Annotated in this window: 26 protein-coding genes, 1 tRNA gene and 1 pseudogene; 10 read left to right on the top strand and 18 right to left on the bottom strand. The window is 51.8% G+C overall.

All coding sequences use genetic code 11. The annotated features are described in order from the left end of the window. Positions 1-136: 136 nt before the first annotated feature. Together BOW53_RS05755 and BOW53_RS05750 are read right to left on the bottom strand one after the other, a co-directional pair. Positions 137-754 (bottom strand): DUF1631 family protein, encoded by a 618-nt coding sequence (locus BOW53_RS05755; RefSeq protein ID WP_172838783.1) that lies wholly within the window; start codon positions 752-754, stop codon positions 137-139. Next, the gene (locus BOW53_RS05750) at positions 717-1,466 is read right to left on the bottom strand and encodes a DUF1631 family protein (protein WP_078486650.1); all 750 of its coding nucleotides are present in this window, start codon (positions 1,464-1,466) and stop codon (positions 717-719) included. Before BOW53_RS05750 ends, BOW53_RS05755 begins: the two co-directional genes overlap by 38 nt. Before the next feature lie 298 nt (positions 1,467-1,764). On the opposite strand from BOW53_RS05750, the gene BOW53_RS05745 reads away from it, so the two are divergent. From BOW53_RS05745 to BOW53_RS13860, 7 genes and pseudogenes are all read left to right on the top strand, one after another. Next, on the top strand, positions 1,765-2,466 hold the full coding sequence (locus BOW53_RS05745) for a DUF1538 domain-containing protein (RefSeq protein WP_078486648.1): 702 nt from the start codon (positions 1,765-1,767) through the stop codon (positions 2,464-2,466). Further along, the gene (locus tag BOW53_RS05740; RefSeq protein WP_078486646.1) at positions 2,466-3,263 is read left to right on the top strand and encodes a DUF1538 domain-containing protein; all 798 of its coding nucleotides are present in this window, start codon (positions 2,466-2,468) and stop codon (positions 3,261-3,263) included. The genes BOW53_RS05745 and BOW53_RS05740 overlap by 1 nt, the downstream gene beginning before the upstream one ends. A 2-nt stretch (positions 3,264-3,265) precedes the next feature. Further along, positions 3,266-3,616: a P-II family nitrogen regulator gene (locus BOW53_RS05735; RefSeq protein WP_078486644.1), complete on the top strand. Its 351-nt coding sequence runs from the start codon at positions 3,266-3,268 to the stop codon at positions 3,614-3,616. Between the two features lie 32 nt (positions 3,617-3,648). Beyond that, positions 3,649-4,014 carry a CBS domain-containing protein gene (locus tag BOW53_RS05730; protein ID WP_172838784.1) on the top strand — a complete coding sequence of 122 codons (366 nt, stop codon included), beginning with the start codon at positions 3,649-3,651 and terminating at the stop codon, positions 4,012-4,014. After that, positions 4,011-4,565, top strand: a complete 555-nt coding sequence (gene ampD, locus BOW53_RS05725; RefSeq protein WP_078486640.1) for a 1,6-anhydro-N-acetylmuramyl-L-alanine amidase AmpD — start codon at positions 4,011-4,013, stop codon at positions 4,563-4,565. Before BOW53_RS05730 ends, ampD begins: the two co-directional genes overlap by 4 nt. 43 nt (positions 4,566-4,608) lie before the next feature. Continuing rightward, complete coding sequence (gene ampE, locus BOW53_RS05720; RefSeq protein ID WP_135607021.1) at positions 4,609-5,469, top strand: regulatory signaling modulator protein AmpE; 861 nt, start codon at positions 4,609-4,611, stop codon at positions 5,467-5,469. Positions 5,470-5,551: 82 nt separating this feature from the next. Then, positions 5,552-6,150: pseudogene (locus tag BOW53_RS13860) on the top strand (histidine phosphatase family protein). Between the two features lie 40 nt (positions 6,151-6,190). Here BOW53_RS13860 and lspA read toward each other — a convergent pair. From lspA to murJ, 4 genes are all read right to left on the bottom strand, one after another. Continuing rightward, the gene (gene lspA / locus BOW53_RS05710; RefSeq protein WP_078486637.1) at positions 6,191-6,670 is read right to left on the bottom strand and encodes a signal peptidase II; all 480 of its coding nucleotides are present in this window, start codon (positions 6,668-6,670) and stop codon (positions 6,191-6,193) included. Positions 6,671-6,684: 14 nt separating this feature from the next. After that, positions 6,685-9,513: an isoleucine--tRNA ligase gene (gene ileS / locus BOW53_RS05705; RefSeq protein ID WP_078486635.1), complete on the bottom strand. Its 2,829-nt coding sequence runs from the start codon at positions 9,511-9,513 to the stop codon at positions 6,685-6,687. Positions 9,514-9,555: 42 nt separating this feature from the next. Further along, complete coding sequence (gene ribF / locus BOW53_RS05700; RefSeq protein WP_078486633.1) at positions 9,556-10,509, bottom strand: bifunctional riboflavin kinase/FAD synthetase; 954 nt, start codon at positions 10,507-10,509, stop codon at positions 9,556-9,558. 96 nt (positions 10,510-10,605) lie between these two features. Next, on the bottom strand, positions 10,606-12,138 hold the full coding sequence (gene murJ / locus BOW53_RS05695; protein WP_135607020.1) for a murein biosynthesis integral membrane protein MurJ: 1,533 nt from the start codon (positions 12,136-12,138) through the stop codon (positions 10,606-10,608). 155 nt (positions 12,139-12,293) lie between these two features. Here murJ and rpsT point away from each other — a divergent pair, with 155 nt between their 5' ends. Next, positions 12,294-12,554, top strand: coding sequence for a 30S ribosomal protein S20 (gene rpsT / locus BOW53_RS05690; protein WP_078486629.1), 261 nt, complete (start codon positions 12,294-12,296; stop codon positions 12,552-12,554). Between the two features lie 165 nt (positions 12,555-12,719). Here the strand turns inward: rpsT and proB are convergent, their stop codons facing one another. The 4 genes from proB to rplU form a co-directional block, all read right to left on the bottom strand. After that, the gene (gene proB / locus BOW53_RS05685) at positions 12,720-13,850 is read right to left on the bottom strand and encodes a glutamate 5-kinase (RefSeq protein ID WP_078486627.1); all 1,131 of its coding nucleotides are present in this window, start codon (positions 13,848-13,850) and stop codon (positions 12,720-12,722) included. Positions 13,851-13,856: 6 nt separating this feature from the next. Then, a complete protein-coding gene (cgtA, locus tag BOW53_RS05680; protein WP_078486625.1) occupies positions 13,857-14,936 on the bottom strand; it encodes an Obg family GTPase CgtA in 1,080 nt (359 codons plus the stop codon). Between the two features lie 81 nt (positions 14,937-15,017). Continuing rightward, entirely contained in the window at positions 15,018-15,275 is a 258-nt protein-coding gene (gene rpmA, locus BOW53_RS05675) for a 50S ribosomal protein L27 (protein WP_078486624.1), read from the bottom strand. Between the two features lie 15 nt (positions 15,276-15,290). Next, positions 15,291-15,605 carry a 50S ribosomal protein L21 gene (gene rplU, locus BOW53_RS05670; protein WP_078486622.1) on the bottom strand — a complete coding sequence of 105 codons (315 nt, stop codon included), beginning with the start codon at positions 15,603-15,605 and terminating at the stop codon, positions 15,291-15,293. A gap of 221 nt (positions 15,606-15,826) precedes the next feature. Between rplU and ispB the strand changes: the two genes are divergently transcribed. Both ispB and BOW53_RS05660 read left to right on the top strand, forming a co-directional pair. Beyond that, positions 15,827-16,795: an octaprenyl diphosphate synthase gene (gene ispB / locus BOW53_RS05665; RefSeq protein ID WP_078486620.1), complete on the top strand. Its 969-nt coding sequence runs from the start codon at positions 15,827-15,829 to the stop codon at positions 16,793-16,795. A gap of 8 nt (positions 16,796-16,803) precedes the next feature. Further along, positions 16,804-16,880 (top strand) — tRNA-Pro (locus BOW53_RS05660). Between the two features lie 27 nt (positions 16,881-16,907). Here the strand turns inward: BOW53_RS05660 and BOW53_RS05655 are convergent. From BOW53_RS05655 to BOW53_RS05620, 8 genes are all read right to left on the bottom strand, one after another. After that, entirely contained in the window at positions 16,908-17,894 is a 987-nt protein-coding gene (locus BOW53_RS05655) for a glycosyltransferase family 2 protein (RefSeq protein ID WP_078486618.1), read from the bottom strand. An 89-nt stretch (positions 17,895-17,983) separates the two neighbouring features. Next, positions 17,984-18,889 carry a lysylphosphatidylglycerol synthase transmembrane domain-containing protein gene (locus BOW53_RS05650; protein WP_172838782.1) on the bottom strand — a complete coding sequence of 302 codons (906 nt, stop codon included), beginning with the start codon at positions 18,887-18,889 and terminating at the stop codon, positions 17,984-17,986. Between the two features lie 51 nt (positions 18,890-18,940). After that, on the bottom strand, positions 18,941-19,303 hold the full coding sequence (locus BOW53_RS05645; RefSeq protein WP_078486615.1) for a DUF2304 domain-containing protein: 363 nt from the start codon (positions 19,301-19,303) through the stop codon (positions 18,941-18,943). Positions 19,304-19,319: 16 nt separating this feature from the next. Then, positions 19,320-20,030 carry a glycosyltransferase family 2 protein gene (locus BOW53_RS05640; protein WP_078486613.1) on the bottom strand — a complete coding sequence of 237 codons (711 nt, stop codon included), beginning with the start codon at positions 20,028-20,030 and terminating at the stop codon, positions 19,320-19,322. Next, positions 20,027-21,532, bottom strand: coding sequence for a B12-binding domain-containing radical SAM protein (locus tag BOW53_RS05635; protein ID WP_135607019.1), 1,506 nt, complete (start codon positions 21,530-21,532; stop codon positions 20,027-20,029). Before BOW53_RS05635 ends, BOW53_RS05640 begins: the two co-directional genes overlap by 4 nt. 2 nt (positions 21,533-21,534) lie before the next feature. After that, a complete protein-coding gene (locus BOW53_RS05630; protein WP_135607018.1) occupies positions 21,535-22,944 on the bottom strand; it encodes an NAD(P)-binding protein in 1,410 nt (469 codons plus the stop codon). Beyond that, complete coding sequence (locus BOW53_RS05625) at positions 22,941-23,840, bottom strand: class I SAM-dependent methyltransferase (RefSeq protein WP_078486608.1); 900 nt, start codon at positions 23,838-23,840, stop codon at positions 22,941-22,943. The genes BOW53_RS05630 and BOW53_RS05625 overlap by 4 nt, the downstream gene beginning before the upstream one ends. After that, the gene (locus BOW53_RS05620; RefSeq protein WP_078486606.1) at positions 23,830-26,139 is read right to left on the bottom strand and encodes an ArnT family glycosyltransferase; all 2,310 of its coding nucleotides are present in this window, start codon (positions 26,137-26,139) and stop codon (positions 23,830-23,832) included. Before BOW53_RS05620 ends, BOW53_RS05625 begins: the two co-directional genes overlap by 11 nt. Positions 26,140-26,325 lie beyond the last annotated feature (186 nt).

Genomic DNA, 26,325 nt, shown 5'->3' with positions numbered 1-26,325 from the left:
GGTGATTACGGGAGTGAAATTTAAAGATGGAATCGAGGTGACAGCAGGCAATCAGGTTGCGGCTTGATCAAGACTCAAACACCAGATTTGACAATAACTGCTCATTGAGTTCAGCGAACAGCCGGACGTCATCCACTTATTCGCCAAGGATGCGCTGGACGATGTCGGATATCCGGTTATAGAGCCCACCGTTCTGCCCCTTGCCTTCAGTCCAGCCGATAGCGGCCCTGGCCAGGTTGTTCAGCAGCTGCCTTGCAGGATGGCTCTTGTTACTGAAAAACTCCCGGTCCTGAAGCGCCACCTTGAGCATCGGGATCTGCAACCGTGCCAACAGCGCCTTCATGGCGTCGGGTATGGTGTTGTCATCCAGTATGTATTCGAAGAGCATGGCGATGACATCGATCACATCCTCTTCGGCGCGACCAAACACCCTGCCCTTATCCTGCCCCGCACCCAACGCCTGCTGCAGCCGTCCACGCAAGTCGATGACATTTGAGTTATCAGTGATCGCGGGAGTCGTCTCCTGAAGCGAGTGAAGCGCTCCGAGCAGCTCAGGGGTTTCTACAACTTGCAGCGTTGCCGGCGCACCGGGATGTGGGAGGCCGCTTTCCACGCGACGCTGATCCAGCAAGCCCTGCAGTACGACGAAAAGATCCTGGGCCAGTCCATCCTTTGTGCTGAAACCACTGCTTGTTTGAACGGGAGCTGACTGGCCATTACTGCCCTTCTCGACCTCCTTGAGGGCGGGAGACACCAGATGGCGACGGATGTTCTGCCAGTTTAGGGACAATGCCAGCACCCTTCAGAATGGCATTCAGCTCATCATAGAGGTTGCCCAGAAATTCGATGACATCCCGCTCGAATTGCTTGAATACGATCAGCTTGGCGGCAAGGGTGATATCCAGGTCGATGACCAGGCCCCTGAACAGGCTTGCGATAACGGCCGGCGCTGCAGGGTTGCTCGAGTTGTCGATCTCCGCATCCCCGATGATGTGACCAAAGCGCTTGTCCAGGGCATAGAGATCCCTGAAGAAGCGACTCTCACCCTTTGCGATCATGTTGCTGACGGCCAGTCCCTCTTCAAGATCTTCTTCCTCGATCAGTGAAAACTGGTCGCTGTCGAACTCGGATATGAGATCGTCGGGATGATGCTGGTTTGGCCCCATGTTCCAGAAGCGGTCGAATCGACCCAGGAACAGCCCGTTGAAGCTGTCCTGGATTCCCTCGCGCTGCTTGCGCAGTTCCCGCATGGCATCGAAATAGGCTGTCTGCCGACTGTCACTGTCTGCGAGTTCATAGAGCATGTCGTCTATGTTCTCGAACATGTGATCCATTAGACGCGGCAATACCTTGAGGATGACCTGCCTGCAGGCACCTACGACATTGCGATACTCATCCCTGACGGCATACTGCCGATCTTCAGAGCGGCCGCCTTCAAAGGAGATGATGTTGTCCCAATGAACCATTACTTACCTGAATGTTCCAGAATTAGGCGTATACCTACCCGCTATGGGGAATTTGTTAACGTAAATCCTAATGCCAAACAACGAGCGTTGCTGTGACTGTATTCACACTATCCTGCCAAGACTTGAACGCAGCTCAAAAAACAGAAAGACGCATCAGGGCATGCCAACAGGCCCTAACATAACTCGAACACCCAGCTTTCACAATGAAATCAGCTAGTAACCTAAATCTGTTAACATGCTACAGAACCTCATGTAAGGTACGTCCGTGGGAAAACTGATTCGACATCTCTGGGAGTCCATGCTGGACAGCATCCGCGATCTCGCCCCGATCGTCGGTGTAATCGCTTTTTTCCAGCTGGCAGTGCTGCAACAGCCGATCCCGAACCTCTTCGGGCTGCTCACCGGCACCCTGATGGTGGTCATCGGACTCACCCTTTTCGTGCACGGCCTGAAAGTGGGGCTATTCCCCATCGGTGAGTCGATGGCCCATGATTTTGCCCACAAGGGCAGCCTGTTCTGGCTCATTGCCTTCGCCTTCTCCCTGGGCTTCGGAACCACCGTCGCCGAACCCGCCCTGATCGCAGTGGCAAACGAAGCGGCTACGGTGGCAGCCAATGGCGGCATGATCACGGACACACCTGACGAAAAAGAGAGCTATGCACAGGGCCTGCGCTTGACTGTGGCTATCTCCGTCGGGCTGGCCATCGTGGTGGGCGTGATCCGCATCATCAAGGGATGGCCCGTGCAGTACCTCATCATGGGCGGCTATATCGGCGTGGTTATCATGACCGCCTTTGCCCCCAAGGAGATCATCGGCATCGCTTACGACTCGGGGGGCGTGACCACTTCCACGATCACCGTACCACTGGTCACCGCCCTGGGCGTGGGCCTGGCTACCAGTATCCGGGGCAGAAATCCGATAACAGACGGTTTTGGCCTGATCGCGTTTGCCTCGCTGACCCCGATGATTTTTGTCATGGGCTACGGAATGGTGCTTTGATGGGTGGTATCCTGCAGTTTTTCGACACCCTGGTGACCACGGTCCGTGACGTGATCCCAATCGCCGCCATTATTTTCGGCTTTCAGTTTCTGGTGCTGCGCAAGCCGGTCACCAACATGCGTCAGATTCTGATCGGCTTCGGCTTCGTGTTGCTGGGTCTGGCCTTCTTTCTGCAGGGACTGGAACAGGCGCTGTTTCCCCTTGGCAAACTGATGGCCCAGCAACTCACCGCGCCGGAATTCCTGGGTATCAGTGCCACCGCCAGCGAAATCAGCAACAACTGGCAACACTACCTCTGGGTCTACCTCTTCGCCTTTGCCATCGGCTTCTCAACTACCATTGCCGAGCCGTCGTTGATTGCCGTCGCGATCAAAGCGAACCAGGTATCCGGTGGTGCCGTAGGTACCTGGGGCCTGCGTATCGCTGTTGCCATCGGCGTAGCCGTCGGCATCTCCCTTGGCGCCTATCGCATCATTACCGGCACTCCCCTGCACTATTACATCATCGCCGGCTACGTTATTGTCATCGCCCAGACCGCATTCAGTCCCAAATCGATCATCGCCCTGGCTTACGACTCTGGCGGTGTCACAACATCCACCGTCACCGTTCCCCTGGTTGCCGCCCTGGGCCTCGGCCTTTCGAGCAACATTCCCGGCCGCAACCCGCTGCTGGACGGTTTCGGCCTGATCGCTTTTGCCAGTCTTTTCCCCATCATGAGTGTTATGGGCTACGCACAACTCAGTGAATGGCAGGCACGCCGGGCCTCGAAGACCCGCGGTGCCCACTACGGAGAATAACCATGCATTTCAAACTCATCATCGCGCTCATTGAAGACAGCAAGACCTACGAGGTTGTCGAAGCTGCTCGCAAGGCAGGAGCCACCGGCTCCACGGTGATCAACCAAGCCAGGGGCGAGGGAGTCGAGAAGAACAAAACCTTCTTCGGGCTGAGCCTCGAGATCCAGCGGGACATGGTGCTTCTCCTGGTAGAGGAGCATTTGAGCCGATCGATTCTCGAGAGCATTGCCGAGGTTGGTGAGTTTGATGAGAAGCCGGGAACCGGCATCGCATTTCAGATCGACGTGGAGGATGCTGTTGGCGTCAGCCACCAGATCGAGGAATTAACCAGTGTTGTGGAGGATGAGCTGTGAGCGAGCGTCAAATAGTCCGCGTTCGGGACATTATGAAAACCGGCTTCGACACTGTCGACGGCATGGACACCGTGGAGTCTGCCCTGGAAAAAATGGCACACGTGGAGACCAAGTGCCTGGTGGTCAACAGACGCCACGAGCATGACGAAAACGGCATCGTCATGATCTCGGATATCGCACGCAAGGTTTTGGCCAAGGACCGCGCTGCAGACCGGATAAACATCTACGAGATCATGTCGAAACCGGTGATTTCCGTGGACCCTGACATGGATATCCGCTACTGCGCCCGACTTTTTACCCGCCATGACCTGTCCCGGGCCCCGGTGGTGGAGAATCGCGAAATCGTCGGTATCGTCAGCCTCACAGACATGGTCATCAAAGGCCTGGGCGGGAGATGATTGTCAGCCCCGGCGGGCTGCTGGAGGGAGCAGAGCAACACCCCTCTCCCAATCGGGACGAGCGGCCCGAGGAGGCCCCTGTCGACCTGCTGGTGATTCACAACATCAGCCTTCCGCCAAATGAGTTCGGCGGCCCCTGGATCGACAACCTGTTCCAAAACTGTCTCGACCCCGGTGCGCACCCCTATTTCCGGGACATCTGCAACCTGCAGGTCTCGACCCACGTTCTGATCCGGCGCCAGGGCGAGGTAATCCAGTACGTTCCTTTTGACCAACGGGCATGGCACGCCGGCTTATCCCAATTCGAAGGTCGCGAACGCTGCAACGATTTCTCCATCGGCATCGAGCTCGAGGGGGCCGACGACACCCCATACACCGACCTCCAATATGAACGCCTCGCTGAAGTGGCACACGCGGTAATGGAACACTACCCCGACATCACTCCCCAGCGCATCGTGGGGCACAGAGACATTTCACCAGGCAGAAAAACCGACCCGGGCGAGGCTTTCGACTGGCAACGGTTTCAGCAGCTACTGGCCGAAGGTGTCTGAGCATGGATAAAATGAGCCCTGATTGGGCACCACGGATTTCATCATGACCTTTTTCGCCATTCTGATCAGTCTACTGCTGGATCGCTTCGCACTGGAACAGGAAACCTACCGCAGTGGCCGGTGGTTCGACGGCTACCGTAACTGGCTGAAGGAGAAACTGCCTGATCATCCCCTTGCCATTCTTCTTGTGCCCGTAGCTCCCCTGGTGGCAATCGGCTGGTTTCAGTCGGTTTTCGATTCCGGCCTATCGGCACTTGTCTACAGCAGCATCGTGTTGCTGTTCTGCCTGGGCCCATTGGACCTGGACCGCCAGGTCAATCGTGTCATCGACGAACTGGAGACCGATGCCGAGCATGAATCTGAAACACTGTCAGCCATGCTCGGGAGCGAGACAGTCGCCTCGGCACCGGACACGGGAATCCGGCTGGCTGGCAAGATCCTCACCGAAGCATACAATCGACTCTTTGGTGTCATCTTCTGGTTTATCCTGCTGGGTCCGCTCGGCGCCGCCCTTTACCGCATTGCACACCACCTGAACAGCAATGCCCATGAGAGCGAGACCGTAGAAGAGACAAATGATGTCATCGCGCAGCTCTGCTACCTGCTGGACTGGCTGCCCGCCAGAATGACCGCCCTGCTCTACGCTGTGAGCGGAAGCTTCGAAGATGCGCTACATGGCTGGCAGGCAAGTGCGGATATTGCAGACCACCGACTTGAAGCCAACAAACGCATACTGAGTGGCGCGGGCCTCGGCGCTCTGCGGGTCGGCGAGGAATATGAAGAGCAGGGATCACCCCTCTCAACGGCGGTACTTGCAGAAACCGCCCTCGGCCTGGTCTGGCGGGCATCCCTGGTTTTAATCGGCCTGTTGGCCCTGGGCTACCTGGTCTACTGGATTGGCTGAGGAACCTCTCGCTTATTAGCGAATCAAACTTCAGAGAGCAGGGAATCGCCTGACTGATCCGGAATATGCGACAATCCTTTCCATGAAACAAAAGACACTGATTGACTTGCTGCGCCATGGCCAACCGCTGGGTGGTCGCATGTACCGTGGAAAACAGGACGATCCACTGACCGAAGAGGGCTGGGACCAGATGTGGCATGCCGCATCAGGAGAGACGCCCTGGCAGCAGGTCATCAGTTCCCCCCTGCGCAGATGCCGCGAATTTGCCGAGGCACTTACCGAGAAACTCGAATCCCCCTGGCCGTGAATGACCGGCTGCAGGAACTTCACTACGGCGAGTGGGAAGGAAAGACCCCTGACGAGTTGAAAGCGGATGACCCGAACATCATCTCCCGCTACTTTTACGATCCCCACAACCACCGCCCCCCAGGAGCGGAGTATATTGTGGATTTCATCCAGCGTGTGGGCAACGCCTACGACGAGGCACTGGCAAAGCACCATGAAAAACACCTGCTGATCGTCGGACACGCCGGGGTCATACGCGCCATCATCACCCGGGCACTCAGCGCACCGCCGGAAACCGTGTTCCGAATGCACGTGGATACGGCCCATATCAGCCGCATCCGGGTGGATGATGAACGCCCGCCTACGTTGATGTTTCACGGACGCAACCGACTTTAGCGCCGCCTTGGACAGGCGCTTGGCCTACCGGCAGTTTCCTTTATTTGTTCAGCTGAGATTCCGTGCTTTCGCCGCGAAAGGCGTCGAAAAGCATGAACACCACGCCCATGAAAATCGCGGAGTCGGCAACATTGAATGCGGGCCAGTGCCACTGCTCGTAGTAAACATCGATGAAGTCGATGACATGACCGAACAGCACCCGGTCGATGAAATTGCCCAGGGCACCGCCGATGATCAGGCTGAGGGAGATGGCGATCAGGCGCTCGCGCTGTTGCAACCGCCCCATCCAGATCACCATCACGATACTCACCAACAAGGCCAGGCCGGAAAAGAACCAGCGCTGCCATCCTCCCTGGTCACTGAGGAAACTGAACGCCGCCCCTTCGTTGTAGGCCAGGGTCAGGTTGAAGAAAGGCATCACGGGGATGGTTTCATACACCATCAGGCTGGACTCGACCAGTTGTTTACTGATCTGATCCAGCCCGATGATGACGAGAGAGAGCCAGAGCCAACGTAACATGAGTTGGGTACCTATCAGGTGAAACTTCGGGTTTCGCCTTCACCCTCGACGTTGTCCACGCAACGACCACACAGCTCGGGATGCGCGGCGTTTGCACCGACGTCCTCACGATGATGCCAGCAACGGGTGCACTTGGCGTGCCCAGAGGCTGTGCAGACAATGGACAGCCCATCGACCTCTGTATCCACCGCATCCCCCGGCTTGTCTGCCAGGGGATGTACCCGTGCATAAGAGGTGATGAGGTTAAACCGCAGCTCATCCTCAAGCCCGCCCAACAGTGCCAGCAATGCTTCGTCGCAGTAGAGATCGACCTCCGCATCCAGGGATGAACCGATAGTACCACTGGTGCGCAGCCCTTCGAGCTGCTTGCCCACGGCGGTACGCACAGCGATCACCTTGTCCCAGAACGCACGGTCGAAACGGCCGTCCGCATCCAGCGCAAACAGTCCCTCGTACCAGGTCTCGGCAAAGATGGTCTCGCTGCGCTTGCCGGGAATGAACTGCCAGAGTTCATCCGCGGTGAAGGTGAGCACAGGCGCCAGCCAGCGACTCATCGCCTCAACGATGTGGTACATGGCTGTCTGGCAGGAACGTCGCGCCAGGCTGTTCTCCTGGGTGGTGTACTGGCGGTCCTTGATCACATCGAGGTAGAAACCGCCCATCTCGGTGCCGCAGAAGTTGAGCACCTTCTGGTAGATGAGGTGAAAGTTGTACTCCTCGTAGGCCTTGCGGATCTCCTCCTGAAGCTGCAGGGCGCGGTCCACTGCCCAGCGGTCCAGCTCCAGCATGTCCCCGGGTGCCACTAGGTTGGCCTCCGGATCGAAACCGTTGAGGTTGGCCAGCAGGAAACGGCCGGTATTGCGGATACGGCGGTAAGCGTCGGCAGTGCGCTTGAGAATCTCGTCGGAGACGGTCATCTCGCCCCGGTAGTCGGTGGCCGCCACCCACAGGCGGATGATGTCGGCGCCCAGTGACTTCATCACTTTCTGGGGGCTCACCACGTTGCCCAGGGACTTGGACATCTTGTGGCCCTTGGCATCCACGGTGAAGCCGTGGGTCAGTACGCCCCTGTAAGGCGCACAGTCGTTGATCGCCACCGAGGTCAGCAGGGACGACTGGAACCAGCCGCGATGCTGATCGGAACCCTCCAGGTAGAGATCGGCAGGGAACTCCAGGCCTTCGCGGGGTTTCAACACGGCATAATGGGTGGTGCCGGAGTCAAACCAGACATCCAGGGTATCGGGCACCTTCTGGTAACGCTCCGCCTCCTCGCCGAGCATTTCGGCAGGATCCAGGGAGAACCAGGCCTCGATGCCTGCCTTCTCCACCCGCTGGGCCACCTCCTCGATCAGCCTCGGGGTGTCCGGATGGGGCTCACCGGTATTCTTGTCGATAAACATGGTGATAGGCACGCCCCAGGTCCGCTGGCGTGAGATACACCAGTCGGGGCGGTTCTCCACCATGCCCTCTATACGCGCCTGCCCCCAATCCGGGGTCCAGGCCACCTTCTTGATCTCTCGCATGGCGGAACTGCGCAGGCCGTTCTGTTCCATGCTGATGAACCACTGGGGCGTGGCACGGAAGATGATGGGCGTCTTGTGGCGCCAGCAGTGAGGGTAGCTGTGGGCCAGGCGCGCCGCTTTCACCAGCGCACCATGCGCCTTGAGCACCTCGATCACTTTCTCGTTGGCGCTGAATACCTGCTCACCTTCGAACAGCTCGGTACCCTCGATGAAACGCCCATTGGGGCCCACGGGGTTATCCACCGGCAGGTCGTACTGCTGACCGACGATGTAGTCCTCCATACCGTGGGCCGGTGCGGTATGTACCGCGCCGGTTCCGGCATCAAGGGAGACGTGGCCACCCAGAATGACAGGCACCACGCGGTCATAGAAACAGTGGTTGAGCTTCAGTCCCTCAAGGGCATCGCCGCGAGCGTAGCCGATGACGCTGTAGTCATCGATCCCCCAGCGTTCCATGGTCTCTTTAAGCAGCCCTTCGGCCAGGACAAGGCGCTCTTTGCCTGCAGCGCCATCTGCCTGGACCACCACGTACTCCAAGGTGGGACTCAGGCAGACCGCCTCGTTGGCAGGCAGGGTCCACGGGGTGGTGGTCCAGATAACCACCGACAGGGGACCTTCTCCAGGACCTTCGGGCACGTTACGGCAGGCATCGATAAATGCCTCTGGATCCAGCGCCCGGAAACGCACATCGATAGTGAAGGACTCCTTGTCCTTGTACTCCACCTCGGCCTCGGCCAGCGCCGAACCGCAGTCGGTACACCAGTGCACGGGCTTGTATCCCTCGTGGACGTGGCCGTTCTCGATGATCTTGCCCAGGGAGCGGATGATGTCCGCCTCGGTCTGAAAATCCATGGTCAGGTAAGGATTGTCCCAGTCGCCGACCACGCCGAGCCGCTTGAAATCGATACGCTGCTTGTCCACCTGCTTGGACGCGTAGTCGCGACAGGCCACCCGGAAATCGGCAGCTGAGACCTTGTGCCCCGGCTTGCCCACCTTCTTCTCCACCTGCAGTTCGATGGGCAGGCCGTGGCAGTCCCAACCGGGCACGTAAGGCGAGTCGAAACCGTCCAGGGTGCGACTCTTAACGATGATGTCCTTGATCACCTTGTTCACGGCATGGCCGATATGGATTTCGCCGTTTGCGTAGGGAGGTCCGTCGTGCAGGATGAACTTCGGCCGGCCTGCAAAGGCCTCGCGAATCTTGGTATATAGCCCCATCTCCTCCCAACGCTTGAGCATCTCGGGCTCGCGATTGGCCAGGTTGGCTTTCATGGGAAAACCGGTTTTTGGAAGATTGAGGGTACTCTTGTAGTCGCTCACGGCTTACTGCCTTTTTACAAAAAATTAATTATCGAATATTACTCAGGACACCCGGCTCTGGGCCTCGGCCATCCCGAAAAATTCTCTTGCCGCCCGGGCATCGCGTTCGATCTGCTGGTGGAGCTCATCAAATGAATCGAACTTGCGCTCATCCCTTATTTTCAAGCAGAACTCAACCTGCACATGCTCGCCGTATATCCGGCGATCGAAGTCGAACAGGTGCACTTCGAGCAGGTAGCGATCGTCCCCTTCCACCGTTGGCCGGTTGCCGATGTTGGCTACACCCGGAAGGGGATGGTCGTCCAGCCCCAAAACCGTCACCGCGTAGACCCCGTATACCGGGCTGACCTTGCGGTGCAGGTCAATATTGGCGGTGGGGAATCCGATGGTCCGCCCACGGGCATGGCCATGTGCCACCCGGCCACAGATCCGGTAGGGCCGGCCGAGATAGTGCGCAGCAGATTCCAGGTTGCCATTGGCCAGGGCCTCCCGGATACGGGTACTGCTCACCCGCTCCTCGCCCACGGCGAAGGTGTTCATGTTCTCCACCTCGAAGCCGTGACCGTGCCCCACATCGCGCAGCATATCGATATCGCCACTGCGGCCTTTGCCGAAGCGAAAATCGTCCCCCACGAAGAGGTAACGCACTGCGAGGCCGTCCACCAGCAACTCCTGCACGAAATCGTGGGCCGCCATGGCGGCCAGCTTGTGGCCGAACTCCAGCAGCACCACGCGATCGATTCCGGCATCCTTGATCGCCTGTAGCTTTTCGCGCATGCGCGTCAGACGGGCCGGCGCCGCATCGGGCGCGAAGAACTCCATGGGCTGGGGCTCGAAAGTCACGATCGTTGCAGGCAGACCGAATGCGTCCGCCTTCTCACGAAGGTGACGAAACACCGCCTGGTGCCCGAGGTGCACGCCATCGAAACTACCGATGGTGGCAACACAGCCCCGGTGCTCAGCGCGCAGATTGTGTAAGCCCCTGATAACCTGCATTGGGTTCAGTTTTCGCCCGACGGATCAAAACAAACCATTATATGCGAACTTTCTCGACAAGTCCCTGCATCTGCACGGAAAGTTTTTGATAATGCCCTAAACGGCACTTCTGAAGTGCCGTCCCCTGATCCCGGCGAGAAAGAGCACCGCAAAATAGGCCATCATGGCCGAGAGAATCGCAGCCAGTAGCCGACCAACCCTGCCCCAGGTATCGAGTTCCAGCCACAACTGCAGATCGCCTCCCCACCAGAAGAGCACCACAGCCATGGCCAGGCAGGCGGTGACCGCTTTCAGCACCAGGCGGGGCCAGCCCTTGGGCGGATGAAACACCCCTTCGTGCCGCAGACCCCGGTAGAGCAGGAAGGCGTTGAGCGAGGCCGAAAGCGCGGTTGCCAGGGCCAAGCCCGCATGGGCCAGGGGGAAGACCAGGATGATATTGAGCACCATGTTGGTGACCATGGCGATAACGGCTATCTTCACCGGAGTTTTAGTGTCCTGCCGGGCATAAAACCCGGGGGCGAAAATCTTGATCAGAATAAAAGAGACCAGCCCCAGGGAGTAAGCCATCAGGCTGCGCTGGGACATGGCCACGTCACGGGCATCGAACACATCAGACTGAAAGAGCGTCGCGATCATCGGCCCGGACAACAGCAGCAGGCCCACGGCCGCCGGCAGCCCCAGAAGCAGCGCCCAGCGGAGCGCCCAATCAATGGTATTTGAGAAACCCTCCCTGGACTCGGAAGCGTGCTTCTCGGAGAGGCTGGGCAGGATCACCGTTGCCAGCGCCACACCCAGCACCCCTACGGGCAGCTCCACCAGCCTGTCGGAGTAGTAGAGCCAGGAGATGCTCCCCTCCTGCAGGAACGAGGCGATCAGGGTATCGATCAGCAGGTTCAGCTGGGTTACCGACACGCCGAAAAGAGCCGGCAGCATCAGCTTGCCGATGCGCCGCACTCCCTCGTCCCTGGGTGCGAAGCGGAAACGAGGAAGCAGTTTCAGCTTGTGCAGAAAAGGAAGCTGAAACAGGAACTGGACGACACCGGCGATAAACACGCCCCAGGCCAGGGCCCTGATCGGGGTATCCATCAAGGGTGACAACCAAAAGGCGGAACCGATGAGGGAGAGATTGAGCAGTACCGGCGTGAAGGCCGGCACACCGAAACGGTTGAATGTGTTGAGTATGCCGCCGGCAAACGCCGTCAGGGATATAAACAGGAGGTAGGGGAAGGTAATCCTGAGCATGTCCGAGGTGAGCCAGAAGGTCTCCATCTCCCCCCTGACCAGGAAACCACCCCCGAAAAGGGAGACGATCACCGGCGCGCCCAGCACACCCAACAGGGTAACCCCCAGCAATACACCGGCAAGGGTACCCGCCACGCGGTCAACGAACTGCTTCAGCTCCTCGAAACTGCGCTTGACCTTGTACTCCCCCAGGACCGGTACAAAAGCAACCGAAAAAGCCCCTTCGGCAAAGAGCCTACGAAGAAAATTCGGGATCTTGAAAGCGACAAAAAAGGCGTCGGTACTCGAGTTGGCGCCGAAAACATGGGCAAACACCAGGTCCCGGATAAAGCCGAGAACCCGCGACAGCATGGTGTTTGAGCCAACCTTGGCCAAGTGTTTGAACATGTGTTTTTCGCTATTCGGACCAAAAGCGGGCATTATAGGCCCTAATCCCGCCCCCGAACATGCCAAAACGCCTATTTAGGTGTTGACAAACCACTGATCTGGCATCAGAATACCGCGCTCTTTGCGAGCATAAACGATTTTTTAGGAGAGTAACCTTGGCCAATTCAGCACAAGCCCACAAACGCGCGCGTCAGGCCGAAAAGCATCGTCAGCACAATGCGTCCCGTCGCAGCATGATGCGCACCAGCCTTAAAAACGTGGTTAAGGCCATCGGTGCTGGTGACAAGGAAGCTGCTTCCGAAGCTTTCAAACAGGCAGCACCGGTTATCGACCGCGCGGCGAACCGGGGCCTTATCCACAAGAATAAGGCTGCCCGTCATAAGAGCCGCCTGAACGCGCAGATCAAAGCGCTGTAACATAGCATCTGCGCATCAAGTAAAAAATTGGCCACAAGCCGGTTTTTTTATGTCTGACAGATTTTCAATACGGTATTGATATTCACTTGATGGGGTAGGAGCACTGTCCTCAGCGCGTTGCAGAGCTGAATGATGTGATCGCCCAGGGGACTGAGCTCCTACAGCTCATATAACCAACACCAGGTTATCCCGGTGTATCAACTCTTCCTCGTCGATATAACCCAGAATCTCGCCAATCCTGCTTGAGGGCTGCCCTTTGATCCGGTCCGCCTCATCCGCGCCGTAGTTCACCAGCCCACGGGCAACCTCATGTCCGTGACTGTCAACACAGGAGACCACCTCGCCCCGTGAGAACCGACCGCTGACCTTCTTAACACCCACCGAGAGCAGACTTCTGCCCGATTCGCGCAGCACCTTCACTGCACCATCATCCAGCACCAGCCTGCCGCGCACCTGGAGATGACCGGCCAGCCACTGCTTGCGGGCCGCTTCCGCACCCTGCACCGGTGTTAGCAGGGTTCCCATCTGTTCGCCCTGGGCAATCCGGCTGAGGACATCCTCACCCCTGCCAGGCGCGATAATGGTCGCGGTACCCGAGCGGGCGGCGAGTCGGGCCGCACGCACCTTGGTCACCATACCGCCACGCCCCAGCCCGCCGGCACTGCCTCCGGCCACTTCGTCCAGCAGGGGCGCATCCACCCGGCTTTCGCTGATCAACTCTGCAAAGTCGTTGTAGCGGGGGTCGCTGCTGTACAAGCCATCCTGGTCCGTCAGCAGCACAAGCAGGTCCGCCTCCACCAGGTTGGCAACCAGTGCAGCCAGGGTATCGTTGTCACCGAAGCGCAGCTCTTCCGTTGCCACGGTATCGTTCTCGTTGACCACCGGCACTACACCCAGCTCCAGCAGGGTGCGCAAGGTGCTCCGGGAGTTGAGATAGCGAGACCTGTCGATGAGATCATCGTGGGTCAGCAGTACCTGGGCGGTATGCAATCCCCACTTCAGAAAACAGGTTTCGTAGGCGCGTATCAGGCCCATCTGCCCGATAGCGGCAGCCGCCTGGAGTTCGTGCAGGGAGGTCGGGCGGCTGTTCCAGCCCATGCGACTCATCCCTTCGGCCACAGCACCGGAGGAAACCAGCACCAGTTCATTACCGGCCAACACCCAGCCGGCCATCTGCTCCACCCAGGAGGAGAGGGACTCCCTGGCCAAGCCCTTGCCGTCGGCGGTGAGCAGTGCACTGCCTATTTTCACCACCCAGCGGCGGGTCGAACGAATTTTGTCTCGGGACGTATTCATATCACTTCAGTTCTTCAGGGGATCCCAGGGCTCATCATCGGCCTCTTCAACCACAATGCCTGTATCCTCTTCCCTCCTCAATTCCTCGAGGCGTTCCATCAGGGCGTAGACCAGCCCTTCGGTTCCCTCTCCGGTAAGCGCCGAGATAGCATAAACCGGCCCTTGCCAATCCAGCGCCTCGAGCAGCGCGGATTCGCGCTCCCGGAACTCATCATCCATCAACAGATCGAGCTTGTTCAACACCAGCCAGCGCTCTTTGCCTGCCAGGTCGGGGCTGTATTTCTCCAGTTCACCCACAATCCTCCTCACCTCGTCGGCTGGGTCTACTGAATCATCCATGGGGGCAACATCCACTAGGTGCAGGAGAAGGCGGGTTCGGTCCAGGTGCTTGAGGAACTGAAGTCCAAGCCCCGCACCTTCCGCAGCACCTTCGATTACACCGGGAATATCAGCAATGACAAAACTGCGCTCAGCGCCGACACTCACCACACCAAGATTGGGATAGAGCGTCGTAAAGGGGTAGTCCGCCACCTTTGGTCGGGCACTGGAGACCTTGCCGATGAAACTGGATTTCCCGGCATTGGGCATGCCCAACAGGCCCACGTCTGCCAGCAGAATCAGTTCCAGGTGCAGCTGACGCTGCTCTCCCGTTGTTCCCGGTGTAGACTGCCTGGGCGTCCGGTTGGTGCTGCTCTTGAATCGGGCATTGCCGATACCGTGATACCCACCCTGGGCCACCAGCAGTTCCTGGCCGTGAGCAAGCAGCTCACCGATCAACTCCTCGGTTTCCAGGTCTTTGACCCGGGTTCCCACCGGTACCTTTACATGGAGGTCTTCGGCGCTGCCACCGGTACGGTTCCGCCCCATGCCGGGCTGACCGTTTTCGGCACGATGACGACGCCGGTGACGGAAATCCACCAGGGTATTGAGGCCGGAGTCGGCCACCAGGTAGACACTGCCGCCGTCTCCCCCGTCACCCCCGTCCGGGCCACCCCTGGGGATGTATTTTTCACGGCGAAAGCTGACACAGCCATTGCCACCTTTACCGGCTTCCACTCGGACACTGGCTTCATCGACAAATTTCATGGCTATGTCTCTGTTAGGGTTTCAAAACGCAAAAAGCCCCGTCAAATGACGAGGCCCTTGCAGATCAGAAAGGCGGCGCAATCAGGCCGGAACTACGCTCACGCATTTCCGGTTGTTGGGGCCCTTGACCTCGAATTTCACAACGCCGTCTGCCTTGGCGAACAGGGTGTGATCCTTGCCGCAGCCAACATTCTCGCCATTGTGGAAACGGGTGCCGCGCTGACGCACGATGATACCGCCGGCATTGATGCTCTGACCGCCGAATACCTTCACACCCAAGCGTTTGGATTCTGAATCGCGGCCGTTACGTGTACTACCGCCTGCTTTCTTATGTGCCATGGTTTATACCTACCTTCAGCCTGCACTGATACCGGTGATCTCAAGCTCGGTGTACCACTGACGGTGGCCCTGGCGCTTCAGGTGATGCTTACGGCGCTTGAACTTGATGATGTTAACTTTTTTGCCCCGGCCATGGGACTTCACGGTAGCAGTAACCTTGCCACCTTCCACGTAGGGGGTACCTACTTTGATGTCGTCGCCATCAGCGACCATCAGCACCTTGTCGAGCTCTACAGAAGAACCTTCTTCGGTACCAAGCTTCTCGACCTTCAGGGTATCACCTTCGGAAACCCGGTACTGCTTACCCCCGGTCTGAATTACGGCGTACATACCATATCTCCGCAAAAATCTGCTGTTCTGGCGCACAATTCACAGCACGCCCACGAAAGAGGCGGAATTCTACCCGCGACCGGGCCTCAGGTCAAACCCCAAACCGCAAAAAAGTCCAATTCCTGCCCACGGGAGCCCCTTTCCCGCTTGACAGCCCAGCGCTGCAGTCCTAGCATGCCCTCCCCTAAACCTTATATATAAGTTCACCAGACAGGGCCCCGATGGACATTGCCGCCATTAAAGACTTAACCGCCGACGACATGCAGGCGGTCAACAACCTGATTCTTCGCCGGCTCAAGTCCGACGTGGTGCTGATCAACCAGATTGGCCACTACATCGTTAACAGTGGCGGCAAACGGCTGCGCCCGATGATCGTCCTGCTGGCCGCCAGAACCCTGGGCTACCAGGGTGACCAGCACATCGACCTGGCCGCGGTAATCGAATTTATCCATACCGCCACCCTGCTCCACGACGACGTGGTGGACGGTTCGGACATGCGCCGCAACCGCGAAACGGCAAATGCAGTCTGGGGCAATGCCGCCAGCGTGCTGGTAGGGGATTTTCTCTACTCCCTGTCCTTCGAAATGATGGTGGACGTCAACAGCATGCGGGTGATGGAGATTCTCTCCACCGCCACCAACCGCATCGCCGAGGGCGAGGTCCTGCAGCTTCTGAACTGCAACGACCCTGATACCACGGAAGAGAAGTACCGCGAGGTTATCCTGCGCAAGACCGCCACCCTGTTCGAGGCCGGCGCCCAACTCGGCGCGATCCTCAACAACGCCACCGAGGAAGAAGAGAAGGCCCTCGCAGCCTACGGACTCCACCTGGGCATTGCATTCCAGATCATCGATGACGCCCTGGATTACAGTTCATCCGGGGAGGAAATCGGCAAAAACATCGGTGACGATCTGGACGAGGGCAAACCTACCCTGCCCCTGATCCGCGCTATGGAGGTCGGTACTCCGCAACAGCGTGCCGCCCTGCGCGAGGCCATCGAAAAGGGAGGCCGGGAGTACATCGACGTGGTAATAGAGGCCATTGAGTCCACAGACGCTATCGAGTACACTTCACGCCTTGCCGCGGAGGAGGCGGACAAGGCGAAAGCCGCGCTGGAAGCACTACCACCATCCTCCTACCGCAGCGCACTGACCGCACTGGCGGACTTCGCCGTCAGACGCAGAAACTAGTCAAAATTCGGGGTGTAGCTCAGCCTGGTAGAGCACTGCCTTCGGGAGGCAGGGGCCGGAGGTTCGAATCCTCTCACCCCGACCAATTCATAGTACTGACCAAATCCCGGAATCAGCCTTTCCAACCTCTAGTCAAACGAGGCTGTATCAAGCTCTTGTCCAGGGCGCGCCATATTTCCCCTACAGTCGCCACGCGACTACTCTGAATTTCCTTGCGCTTTCTCCAAGCTTTTGGAATACCCTTCAATGCATCCCACTTGGCTCTTAATATCACCTTTCCCTGGCCTTTCAGTGAAAACCAGACGATAGCCGCAAGGTTCATCAAAACATGCAGCGGGAGCAGTAACCAGAAAAGGACGCCAGGCATGTTCTTGATAAACGCCCAGACCAGGTTGCGATGTCCGTGATAGACAGAGAAATCACTATGAGATCCACCTGTAGATGCCGAGCCCACATGGCTAACAACCGCGGTCGGAACATACATGGACTTATAACCAGCCAGACGCAACCGAAAACCTAAGTCCAGGTCCTCCATATAACAAAAATAATCCTCATCGAAACCACGCATCTTAAGGAATGTGCAACGCCGGTAAAGTGCTGCAGCCGCACATGAAGAAAATATCTCGCACTGGAGGTCCGAGAAAGATGCTACAGAATATCCATGACCCATGCGCCACGCCAAACCACTTATATGATAGGCATCACCAGCACCATCCAGTATCGAACTTTCATCTGCCTTAACCAGCTTACTACCGAACACATCAAACCCTGGATGATCACGTGCTGATTCCAATAATTTCTCAAGCCAACGTCGCTTAGGAGAGGCGTCAGGATTCAGTAAGGCGATCCATTCTGAATCCTTAGACACCGCCTCAATCGCAATATTATTCCCTTGTGAAAATCCTACATTCCTATCTAATTTGATTATTTGAACTAAAGGAAATTTCTTTGCCACATCTAGGGATCTATCTGTGCTTGCATTGTCGAGTAAAATAATCTCATGAGGCATAACCGTCTGAGCCATCAAGGCAACCAAACACCGTTTAAGCTCCAGCTCACCGTTCCAGTTTACAATGATGACTGAAACTTTTTCACACATATATATTCTCTTTTGGAGCTGTCTCACTACACAGTGTTTTTCGTAAACCTAAATGCATGAGATTACCTAAACCTCACAATCGATGTCTGTCATTTTACGGATGAAGAAATATATTTCGAAAAGATTAATAGCCCTGGTAGTCCAGCTACTACCAAAAGCAATCCGAAACTAATTGACATTGCAAGAGCACTTTCATTGGAAATACCAACTATTCCAAACAACCATACAGCACCCGCCTCTCGCAACCCCCAACCTGCAAATGAAACCGGTATAAGAGCAATTAAAATAATTATTGGAACCACCAATAAAAACGTAACGAAATCCGCATCAACGCCAATTGCCAGACCAAGCAGCATATAGGTAATAATCCCATTGAAATGTACAATTGATGAAGTCCAGGTCTGCTCCCACAAATACCCCCCTTTTTTAAAGGACCAAACATCAGAAAATATCTTGATAAAATTATAAAAAAATGGATTTAGTGATGTTGAACTAATAATGCAGTGCGCTAACCATGAACCAATAACAATTACCAGCATCCCGCCAAGCGCCATGACACCTAAAGCATAGACCAGTTCAATGTTAGATGAAAAAAGGTTAGCGTAAAGTGGCAGTACAATTGCAGTAACCAGTAATAAAAATAATAAGCCGGACAATCTATCTAGAATCGCAGACCGGATAGATACACTCCAACCCAATTGCTTTCTAAGTAATGCCATTTTGACGACGTCGCCACCTAGGCTCGTAGGCATAACCTGATTAAACCATAATCCGATAAAATGAGCACGAAGCGAGATGGGAAGATCTATCGACCCTCCCAAAACACGAGCGATATATTTATATCTCAATGCGGAAATAATCTGAGCTGACCAAAATAATATTAAAGCAAAAAGCATCAATGAATAGTGTGCACCCTTTAACATATTACCTACATCTTCCCAATCAATTGAGTGGGACACAATGTAAAGCGTGGCAACACTGACAACGGCTTTCAAAGAAAGCACCAAGATTGACTTCAATTTACTGAACCTACATTTTTTCGCTTTTTACCCAGCGTCATCATTATGATCTATAGCTTGACTTAACAAGCTTAATTCTTGCAAAAGCAGGCGGTTATCAGACTCTAACTGGTGTATTTTAACTGTCAATCTATGTACAAATATAAAGAGAATGGCGAACAGTATTCCAAACATCACCACGAACGGAAAACCTACTCCAACGATTCCAGCTAACCAATAAGCCAGCTGCGGAAATGTAGCGAATATAATCGGGACAATAGCGACCGCTGATAACATTACCAAATCGTATAAATCTAGCTGCCGTCGTGCTGTTTTACGGGCAATAAATAACATATATAAAATCGCAAAGATCGCAATTATAATTATTGTTTTCGTGGTAATAATTGGCATGTATAATTGCCTCCAATTACGGTAGTTTGGTTGGTATAAGCCGCGTTAAAATGATATATCCTAGGACTCTGAGCATATAGATTATTGGCTTTAAGCCAATAATCGAACTATTTCCATGCATACGTGCATTCATCTGAACCGGAGCCTCACCGACAGACAAGCCCTCCCTGAGCGCCCACGCAAGTGAAATCGGCTCTGGGAAATCATGTGGATAGTGCTTTGCAAAAAAACCTATGGCCTTACGGTCCATTAACCGCATTCCACTTGTCGGATCAGTAACGAGGCATTTCGGGAACAATAAACTCAGTGTTTCAGCGATAGCACGCCCACCAAAGCGTCGCGCCCAAGTAGAATGAAATGTATCATTATGCAAGTAACGACTACCAATAATAATTGAACGAGGTTTTTCTCGATATGCCTGCAACAACTTAGAAAGCTCACATGGCAGATGCTGCCCATCACCGTCTATTTGCACACAAAAATCGAAACCATTGCGATACGCATATTTAATGCCGGTCTGAACAGCGCCGCCTATACCAAGATTCCTTAACAATTTTACTGTTGGGGCTAATTGCTTAGCTTTCCTGTAAGTAGAGTCTTGTGATCCATCATCAATTACTATCGTTTTATACCCTTGCTGACATCTTAATATTTCTTCCAACAAGACAGATATCGATTCCTGTTCATTATAGCAAGGAATAATTATTAGAACTCGCGACTCATTCATAGTCTTCGACTCAATGACTTTGCAACGCGAAACAGTAGTACTCTCATGTAGATAAACGCAACACGGCGAGGTAGATTCTCCATCTTAGTTTCAGGAGTTCCAAATAATGAACGTATACCCTGCAACCACAAATCCATCCCTTTATGTAATTTGAGAACAAAAAATCTGCGGATCAACGCTTTTCTACGATTCTGTAACGCTATGTAATTAGCTCGGCCCTTTGGCGAGAAACTAATCAGAGCTGCATCATCATTCAAAGTAATAGCCTTTTTTGCATGGAGTTTGCTTCCAGCGAAGGGCGAAACCACAAAAACTGCAATCTCATCAAGCCCAGCCTTTACCATATGTGTTAGATAATCCATCGATGCTTTGAAGTCTTTTTCTGATTCTTTTGGATGACCAACCAAAAGACATGCCTGAGTTCTAATACGATTAACTCTACATGCCGTAATTAAGTTGGTTCCGTGTTCATGATTAAATTTTTTTCCGATAACTTGTAGTAGCTCATTACTTCCAGTTTCTGGGCTGATAGAAATATATCGACAGCCTGCTTTTGCAAACAGCGGTATACTTTTGATGCGCAGTGTTTCTGCTTTTGTTCCACTTACAAAGTAAAAACGAATATTTGCCTTGCGTTTAGCTAATAATTCGCAAATCTTTTCCCAGCGTTCACACTTCACAGTTGGATTCAAATCTTCAACCTGAAAATCATAAACCCCAAAGCTGTCTCGCAGAGCAATTATCTCTTCAACCACCTGATCAGGATCATTACCATGCCAGCTGCGATTATTAGTTTCTGGTACAATGCAAAAATCACACGGATACGGACAGCCACGTGATGTCAAAATAGGTAAATACTTTGGAGTTTTTGGGCCATGAGAATAGGGAAGACTCCAATACCCAGGCAGGTTAACGAGATCCCATGCCGGAGTTGGGTAGTACATGCCTTTCACACTTATTCTTTCTGGAACATGAGTAGATGTACGTGTGATCAGATTTTTCGCTACTTGAACTGAGCCACGCTTGACAAGTTGTAGCTTAATAGCATCCCAATTAAAGTAGGGTTCGCCACAAATTAAAAGATCCGCCCCTGCATAAAAGTATTCAGACTTAACTCGTTGCAGAGAATATGCAGTGACTGCTTGTGAGTTCTCAAGGATAGCGATAGGAATATCTGGAACGCTTTCTTTTAGATTTTCGATTATCGACAGAATCTCCTGGTGTGACATGTAAGAAATTGCAAATATGAGAAATGCCTCAGCTTTTTGAATTATCTCCCCATCCAAATAACCACTTATCTGATCACCTTGGAGGTAATATTCACCTGCATCAGACAGTTGCTTTGGGTTATTTCCGAATAAGTCAATGAGGGATACATCATCACCTTGCTCTCGGGCAAATGCAGCCAAGGTGGCTAGTTCTACCGGCCAATATGGCACACCAGATCCAAGAAAGTCATCTTTCTGTATGGCCAGTCTTGGTGAGATGAATGTCAATTTCATTATCAATCAAGCACTGGATAGTGATTAGTACGCTCTCGTTCCTTCTGCCACTGCTGAGAATCTCCGTTAATTAGCCAAGCCGAAAATCCATAGCCGATATCCATCGCATCCAAAGTTCCAATATAGTTGAATGCACCTTGGCGTCCAATGGAACGGAAGTTTTCGAACTGATCCAGTGTTTGAATAAGCTCTTCGAGGACAACTTCAAATCCTATGCGAAAAACCGGATAGCTTTTTGGCAAACGAATAACATGCTGATCTAAAAGCTTGAAGTCAGAATAGCCCATTCGTTCTAACCCTTTTACAGCAGAAGCACACAACTCCTCATCAGTCTTTTCTGCAAGTGGGCGACTTGGTCCACTCATAATTTCACAACAGACTATGCTGCCTTTTTTGATCATTTCAGGATCAAAAGACTCTTGCTCACTAAGCCTATGAAAAATAATCTTGGGATCGGGAACAAAAACCCAGGACTCATCGAGTAAACTTGATTGTTCCACATGCAAGAAGACAAGCAGCAAATCATTTAGAGCGACGATTTCATCTGCTGATTCTATCAACTCATTCGGTAAAGCATCTCCCAATAACTTTGTAGTTAGCCGCAGAGGCAAAGTAGAGACAACATAGTCATTTGGTTTAACTTCTATCTTTGAATAAGTTCCATTTGCCTGGTAGTGAACCTCTTGTATTCGCCCTTTACGGGAAACAAGTTGCGTAACTTTATGCTGTAATAAATACTTACCGTGCCGTTGTGACTTCATTTCAATTGCAGACCATAAACGTCCCAAACCTCCCTTTGGATACCTAAATGTCAATGCCTCATAATCACTGCTTTTTTTCAGCTTTAGTAAACGAGCCACAACTTCAGATAAGGATGGAGTTTGAACACGCCCTTGCGAGAGCTTGACATCCAAGTTACACGGGTCACCCCAGAGCTTTAATGCAATAGGCTTGAACAATACCTCATATAACGGCCTACCTAAGCGATTAACCAAATCTTCTTCAAATGTACAAGGGCTTTTCGATGAGAAAAGACTTACTAATCGAGCATTACCAAACCCTGCAATCATTCTAATGAAAGATGGCAAACCGAATACACCTGCAAGTGAAAATGGTGAAGGCGGATAAGGTAGATAATGCCCCTTCATGTAAATACTGCTAATTTTGTTTCGGGTGAGCCAATCGCTAATAGGTAATAAATTTTCTATCCGATCGACTAATTTTTCATCTAAAGAAAATACTTTGTGCGGACCTAAGTCATGAGTTCCAATATTTTTCCAACTCACAGTCTGGGCCAATCCTCCAAGGCACGGTCCTTTTTCCAGTAGAACAAAGTCTCCGCCGTTGCCATCAATCAGACCATCTACAACTGCCATACCAGCTGGACCTGCGCCAAGAATATAGATTGTCATTTCTGCACTCTTGCTAACGCAGTTGTTTGACTAGCGTAATATGGAATTGGAATTCTTTGAATAAAATCTGGTGTAAATCGGGTAATAAATGCTGTAAGCGGTATTCTGTAATGCACAGCCATACGCTCCAAATAACCTAATTCTAGCGTTTGCCAATATCTCTGATAGTGAAATACATCGAAGCCTGTACGTGAACAAATATCTTTAATTGATTTTTTTGTGAAGTGATGCAGATGCACCGACAGAATCCACCAGAATCGTTTTCTGGCAATTTTTGCTTGCCAGGTACCAATATCAGGAAAGTTGATGAGCAATATGCCATTAGGTTTTAATAACTCCCTAATTTCAACCAGGGCTGTTTTTGGATCGGGCAAATGCTCAATCACATCCCACAAGCACACCATGTCAAACTTTCCTTGTTCGAAACTGTGATTCTCAATAGCCCCCTGTTCTATTTGCAACCCTCGTGTCTTGCCGCGTGCAACCAAGTCCTCTGACGGCTCCATACCATAAGCATCGTAGCCATACTGCATAGCGGCTTCGAGAAAAGCACCACCTGCAGTACCTATATCCAATATTTTTGCCCCTGGGTCAGGTAATGAATTGGCATTCTTTTTTAACGACCGGTAAAAGCTAAGAACACGCATCTTATATTGACTGTCATGTTCGCCTTCCTTTGAGGACATATACCCTTTTACAATGGTCGCAGCATCATATCGTGGACTTTCAAAAATCATCCCACAATCTACACATGTTACAAGCCTTTGGGTGCCAAGCATACCTGATGCTGCACCATACAATTTGGCAGGATTCAACTCATTTACCCATGGTTCAATAAACACTTCATAGTGTTCAGAATCACAAACGGGGCATTTCATATCTAATTTATGAGCCATTTAACTGACCTGTTATCTCTGATTTTCCTAGAATTCTCATTTCTGTGTATCGAACAACATCGCCTGGTCCGTGAGGAGTTACATACAACAATCCAGTTACAGAATTAGAGGGAGCAGATACATAGTATACATAGGCCAATTCATCAGGTGTTACATCAATTATTTTGATAGAACTGGAAATGTATTTGTCATTTTTATCAAACCAATTAATCTGTAATCGACCTTGCATTTTTTGAGCGTTCACGCTAGAAGCCCTTGCTACTATTTTCATTTTTTCTCCTGGATTAATGTATATTTTTTGCGCGAAAACATTTGGATTATCTGATCCAGGCCCAACAACAACCCCTATATCCCGGCCTTTTGCTTTAGCATATCCCGCTCCCCATCCCTTCGCAGTTTTAAATAGGGGTGAAATGCTTTTTATAATTTCATACTTCTCACACACCCTAAACAGAGTAAGTTCCTTTTTTAACTCACCATAATAATTCTTCCAATCGACTGAACTAGACAATGATGAAAGAAATGCTATTTGCTGACCAACTTCACCACATATCATTTTCTCCATATCTATTTTTAAAATCTTATAGACACCATGTCGCCCTTTTATAGTTCCTAGATTAATTGTATTTTTCTTGAAAAACTGATGACTATGAGCAAACCACTCAAAATACATTTTTGTCTCATCATCATCATGTCTACTTACACTAGGTAATTCTCGAATAATTAAATAGTCTGAATTCAATACTTGTTCCAGTCTAATAGGCCGGTTAAAAAATGCGCCTGCATCTGTTGTTATGTAAGTACCTGGTAATAATTTCTCTAAGTAATGCGCTACAGATAGGAAATGAGATCCACGATGCTCATGATAGAAGAAGAATAAGGATAATTGATCATCATAATCTGATTGAGACTCCCAATCGAGAGCTATTTTCCTGGCGATATCATTAGCCCCTACAGGTGTAGAATCTGGGCGTCCAATCCAATCAGTAACATGATAATTAAAATCAATATATCGATATGACGGAGAAATCCACTGATTAACTATTAGCACAATAATGATGCAGTATGTAATACCATACAGCATCTGCCTAATCATTAACTTATGTATATTTGAAAAGAGGACAGAAATTAACAAAACGAAATATATGTACTCAAGATGCCACCTACGCTCTCCCCCTAGGCCTATTAGGGAAAGTACTACTGGTATTAAAATGATCCCGATAACTGATGTAATGAACACAAAATTATGCAATTGTTGAGACCTTGAGGTTTCTCGACCACCCCCTTCTACTCTAGGACTACTGAACAAGTTCGCTGCCTTATTCAGTAACAGCCCAAAAAAGGCAAGGCCACAAACAAGTATAATTACTTTGAAATTCAGTAAATAATACTCCAGCACCTGTGAGGCAACATTGATTGCTGTACTTTGAGCAACCAAGTGACCGCTTGAAAGCATACCTGAGAGCCCAGATACGGCTGATTTTGAAATTAATATTTGATATGCATACCAATATATCGGCACAAAAAATACCAACGGAATGCTGAATAGAATTTTATTGCGATTCTGAGAAATACAATGACTTATTTCACTACGTAACGTATTGTTCATAAGTAAACAAAAAAGCAATGAAATAATTACTGGAAAAACATATAACAGGTAATTGAATTTAACAAGAGAGCCAACACTCAATAGCCACATTAAAATAACTAAATATTTAGCTGATGGCTGAATAAACAATTCCTCTGAAGCATAGATAAATGCAAGTATCGCTACTATTAATATCCCCTCTACTAAATAAAATCGGCCAATCTCTACAAATGGGGCGAAACCAACCAATAAGAGGACTATTGTAGTTGCAATCCATTTTTCAGCAGTTAATCTATCAATTATCTGATAAATAAGTGCAAGCCCTAACAGCCAGATAATTCCGACAAACACTCTGCCTCCTAACAGAGAGTCGGATGCAACATTTATAAAAGGTCCTGATAGAAAATAAAATAGCGGAGGATATCTTTGATCGAAAGTTATCGCAGACAAGAGGCCATCAGACACAATTGTTTTGTAAAGCTTTACAGCAAGGCTTATATGTGTTGCCTCATCACCGTATATTTCATGCGCTTCCCCTATCCACCAATAGATGATTAGAACGACAGGTGTAATTAATAAAGCCCTTCGTAACCATATACCCATGCTTATAACTACATCATTGTTAGCTTGACATCCCATTTCTCTTTCGCCAAAACTCTTTTTACCCCACCTAAACTTCATCAGAATATATTCAATGTAATAGGTATTCATTAGGTGTGTAACTACACCAATCGGGTAAATCTTCTCAAAAACTATTTAAACTGCCGTGTATTTCTTAAATCCTTAGTGTCTATTTCCTAGGCGGTTTCAAGTAATAACTGCAATTCAATTACGCAGCAAGCAAATCTACTTGCCGCCCCATAAATAATTCATTCGGTGATCGATAGCCTCTTGTGG

Source organism: Solemya velesiana gill symbiont (assembly GCF_002020805.1).
GTDB lineage: Bacteria > Pseudomonadota > Gammaproteobacteria > Chromatiales > Chromatiaceae > Sedimenticola_A.
This window is presented reverse-complemented; position numbering and strand designations above follow the sequence as displayed.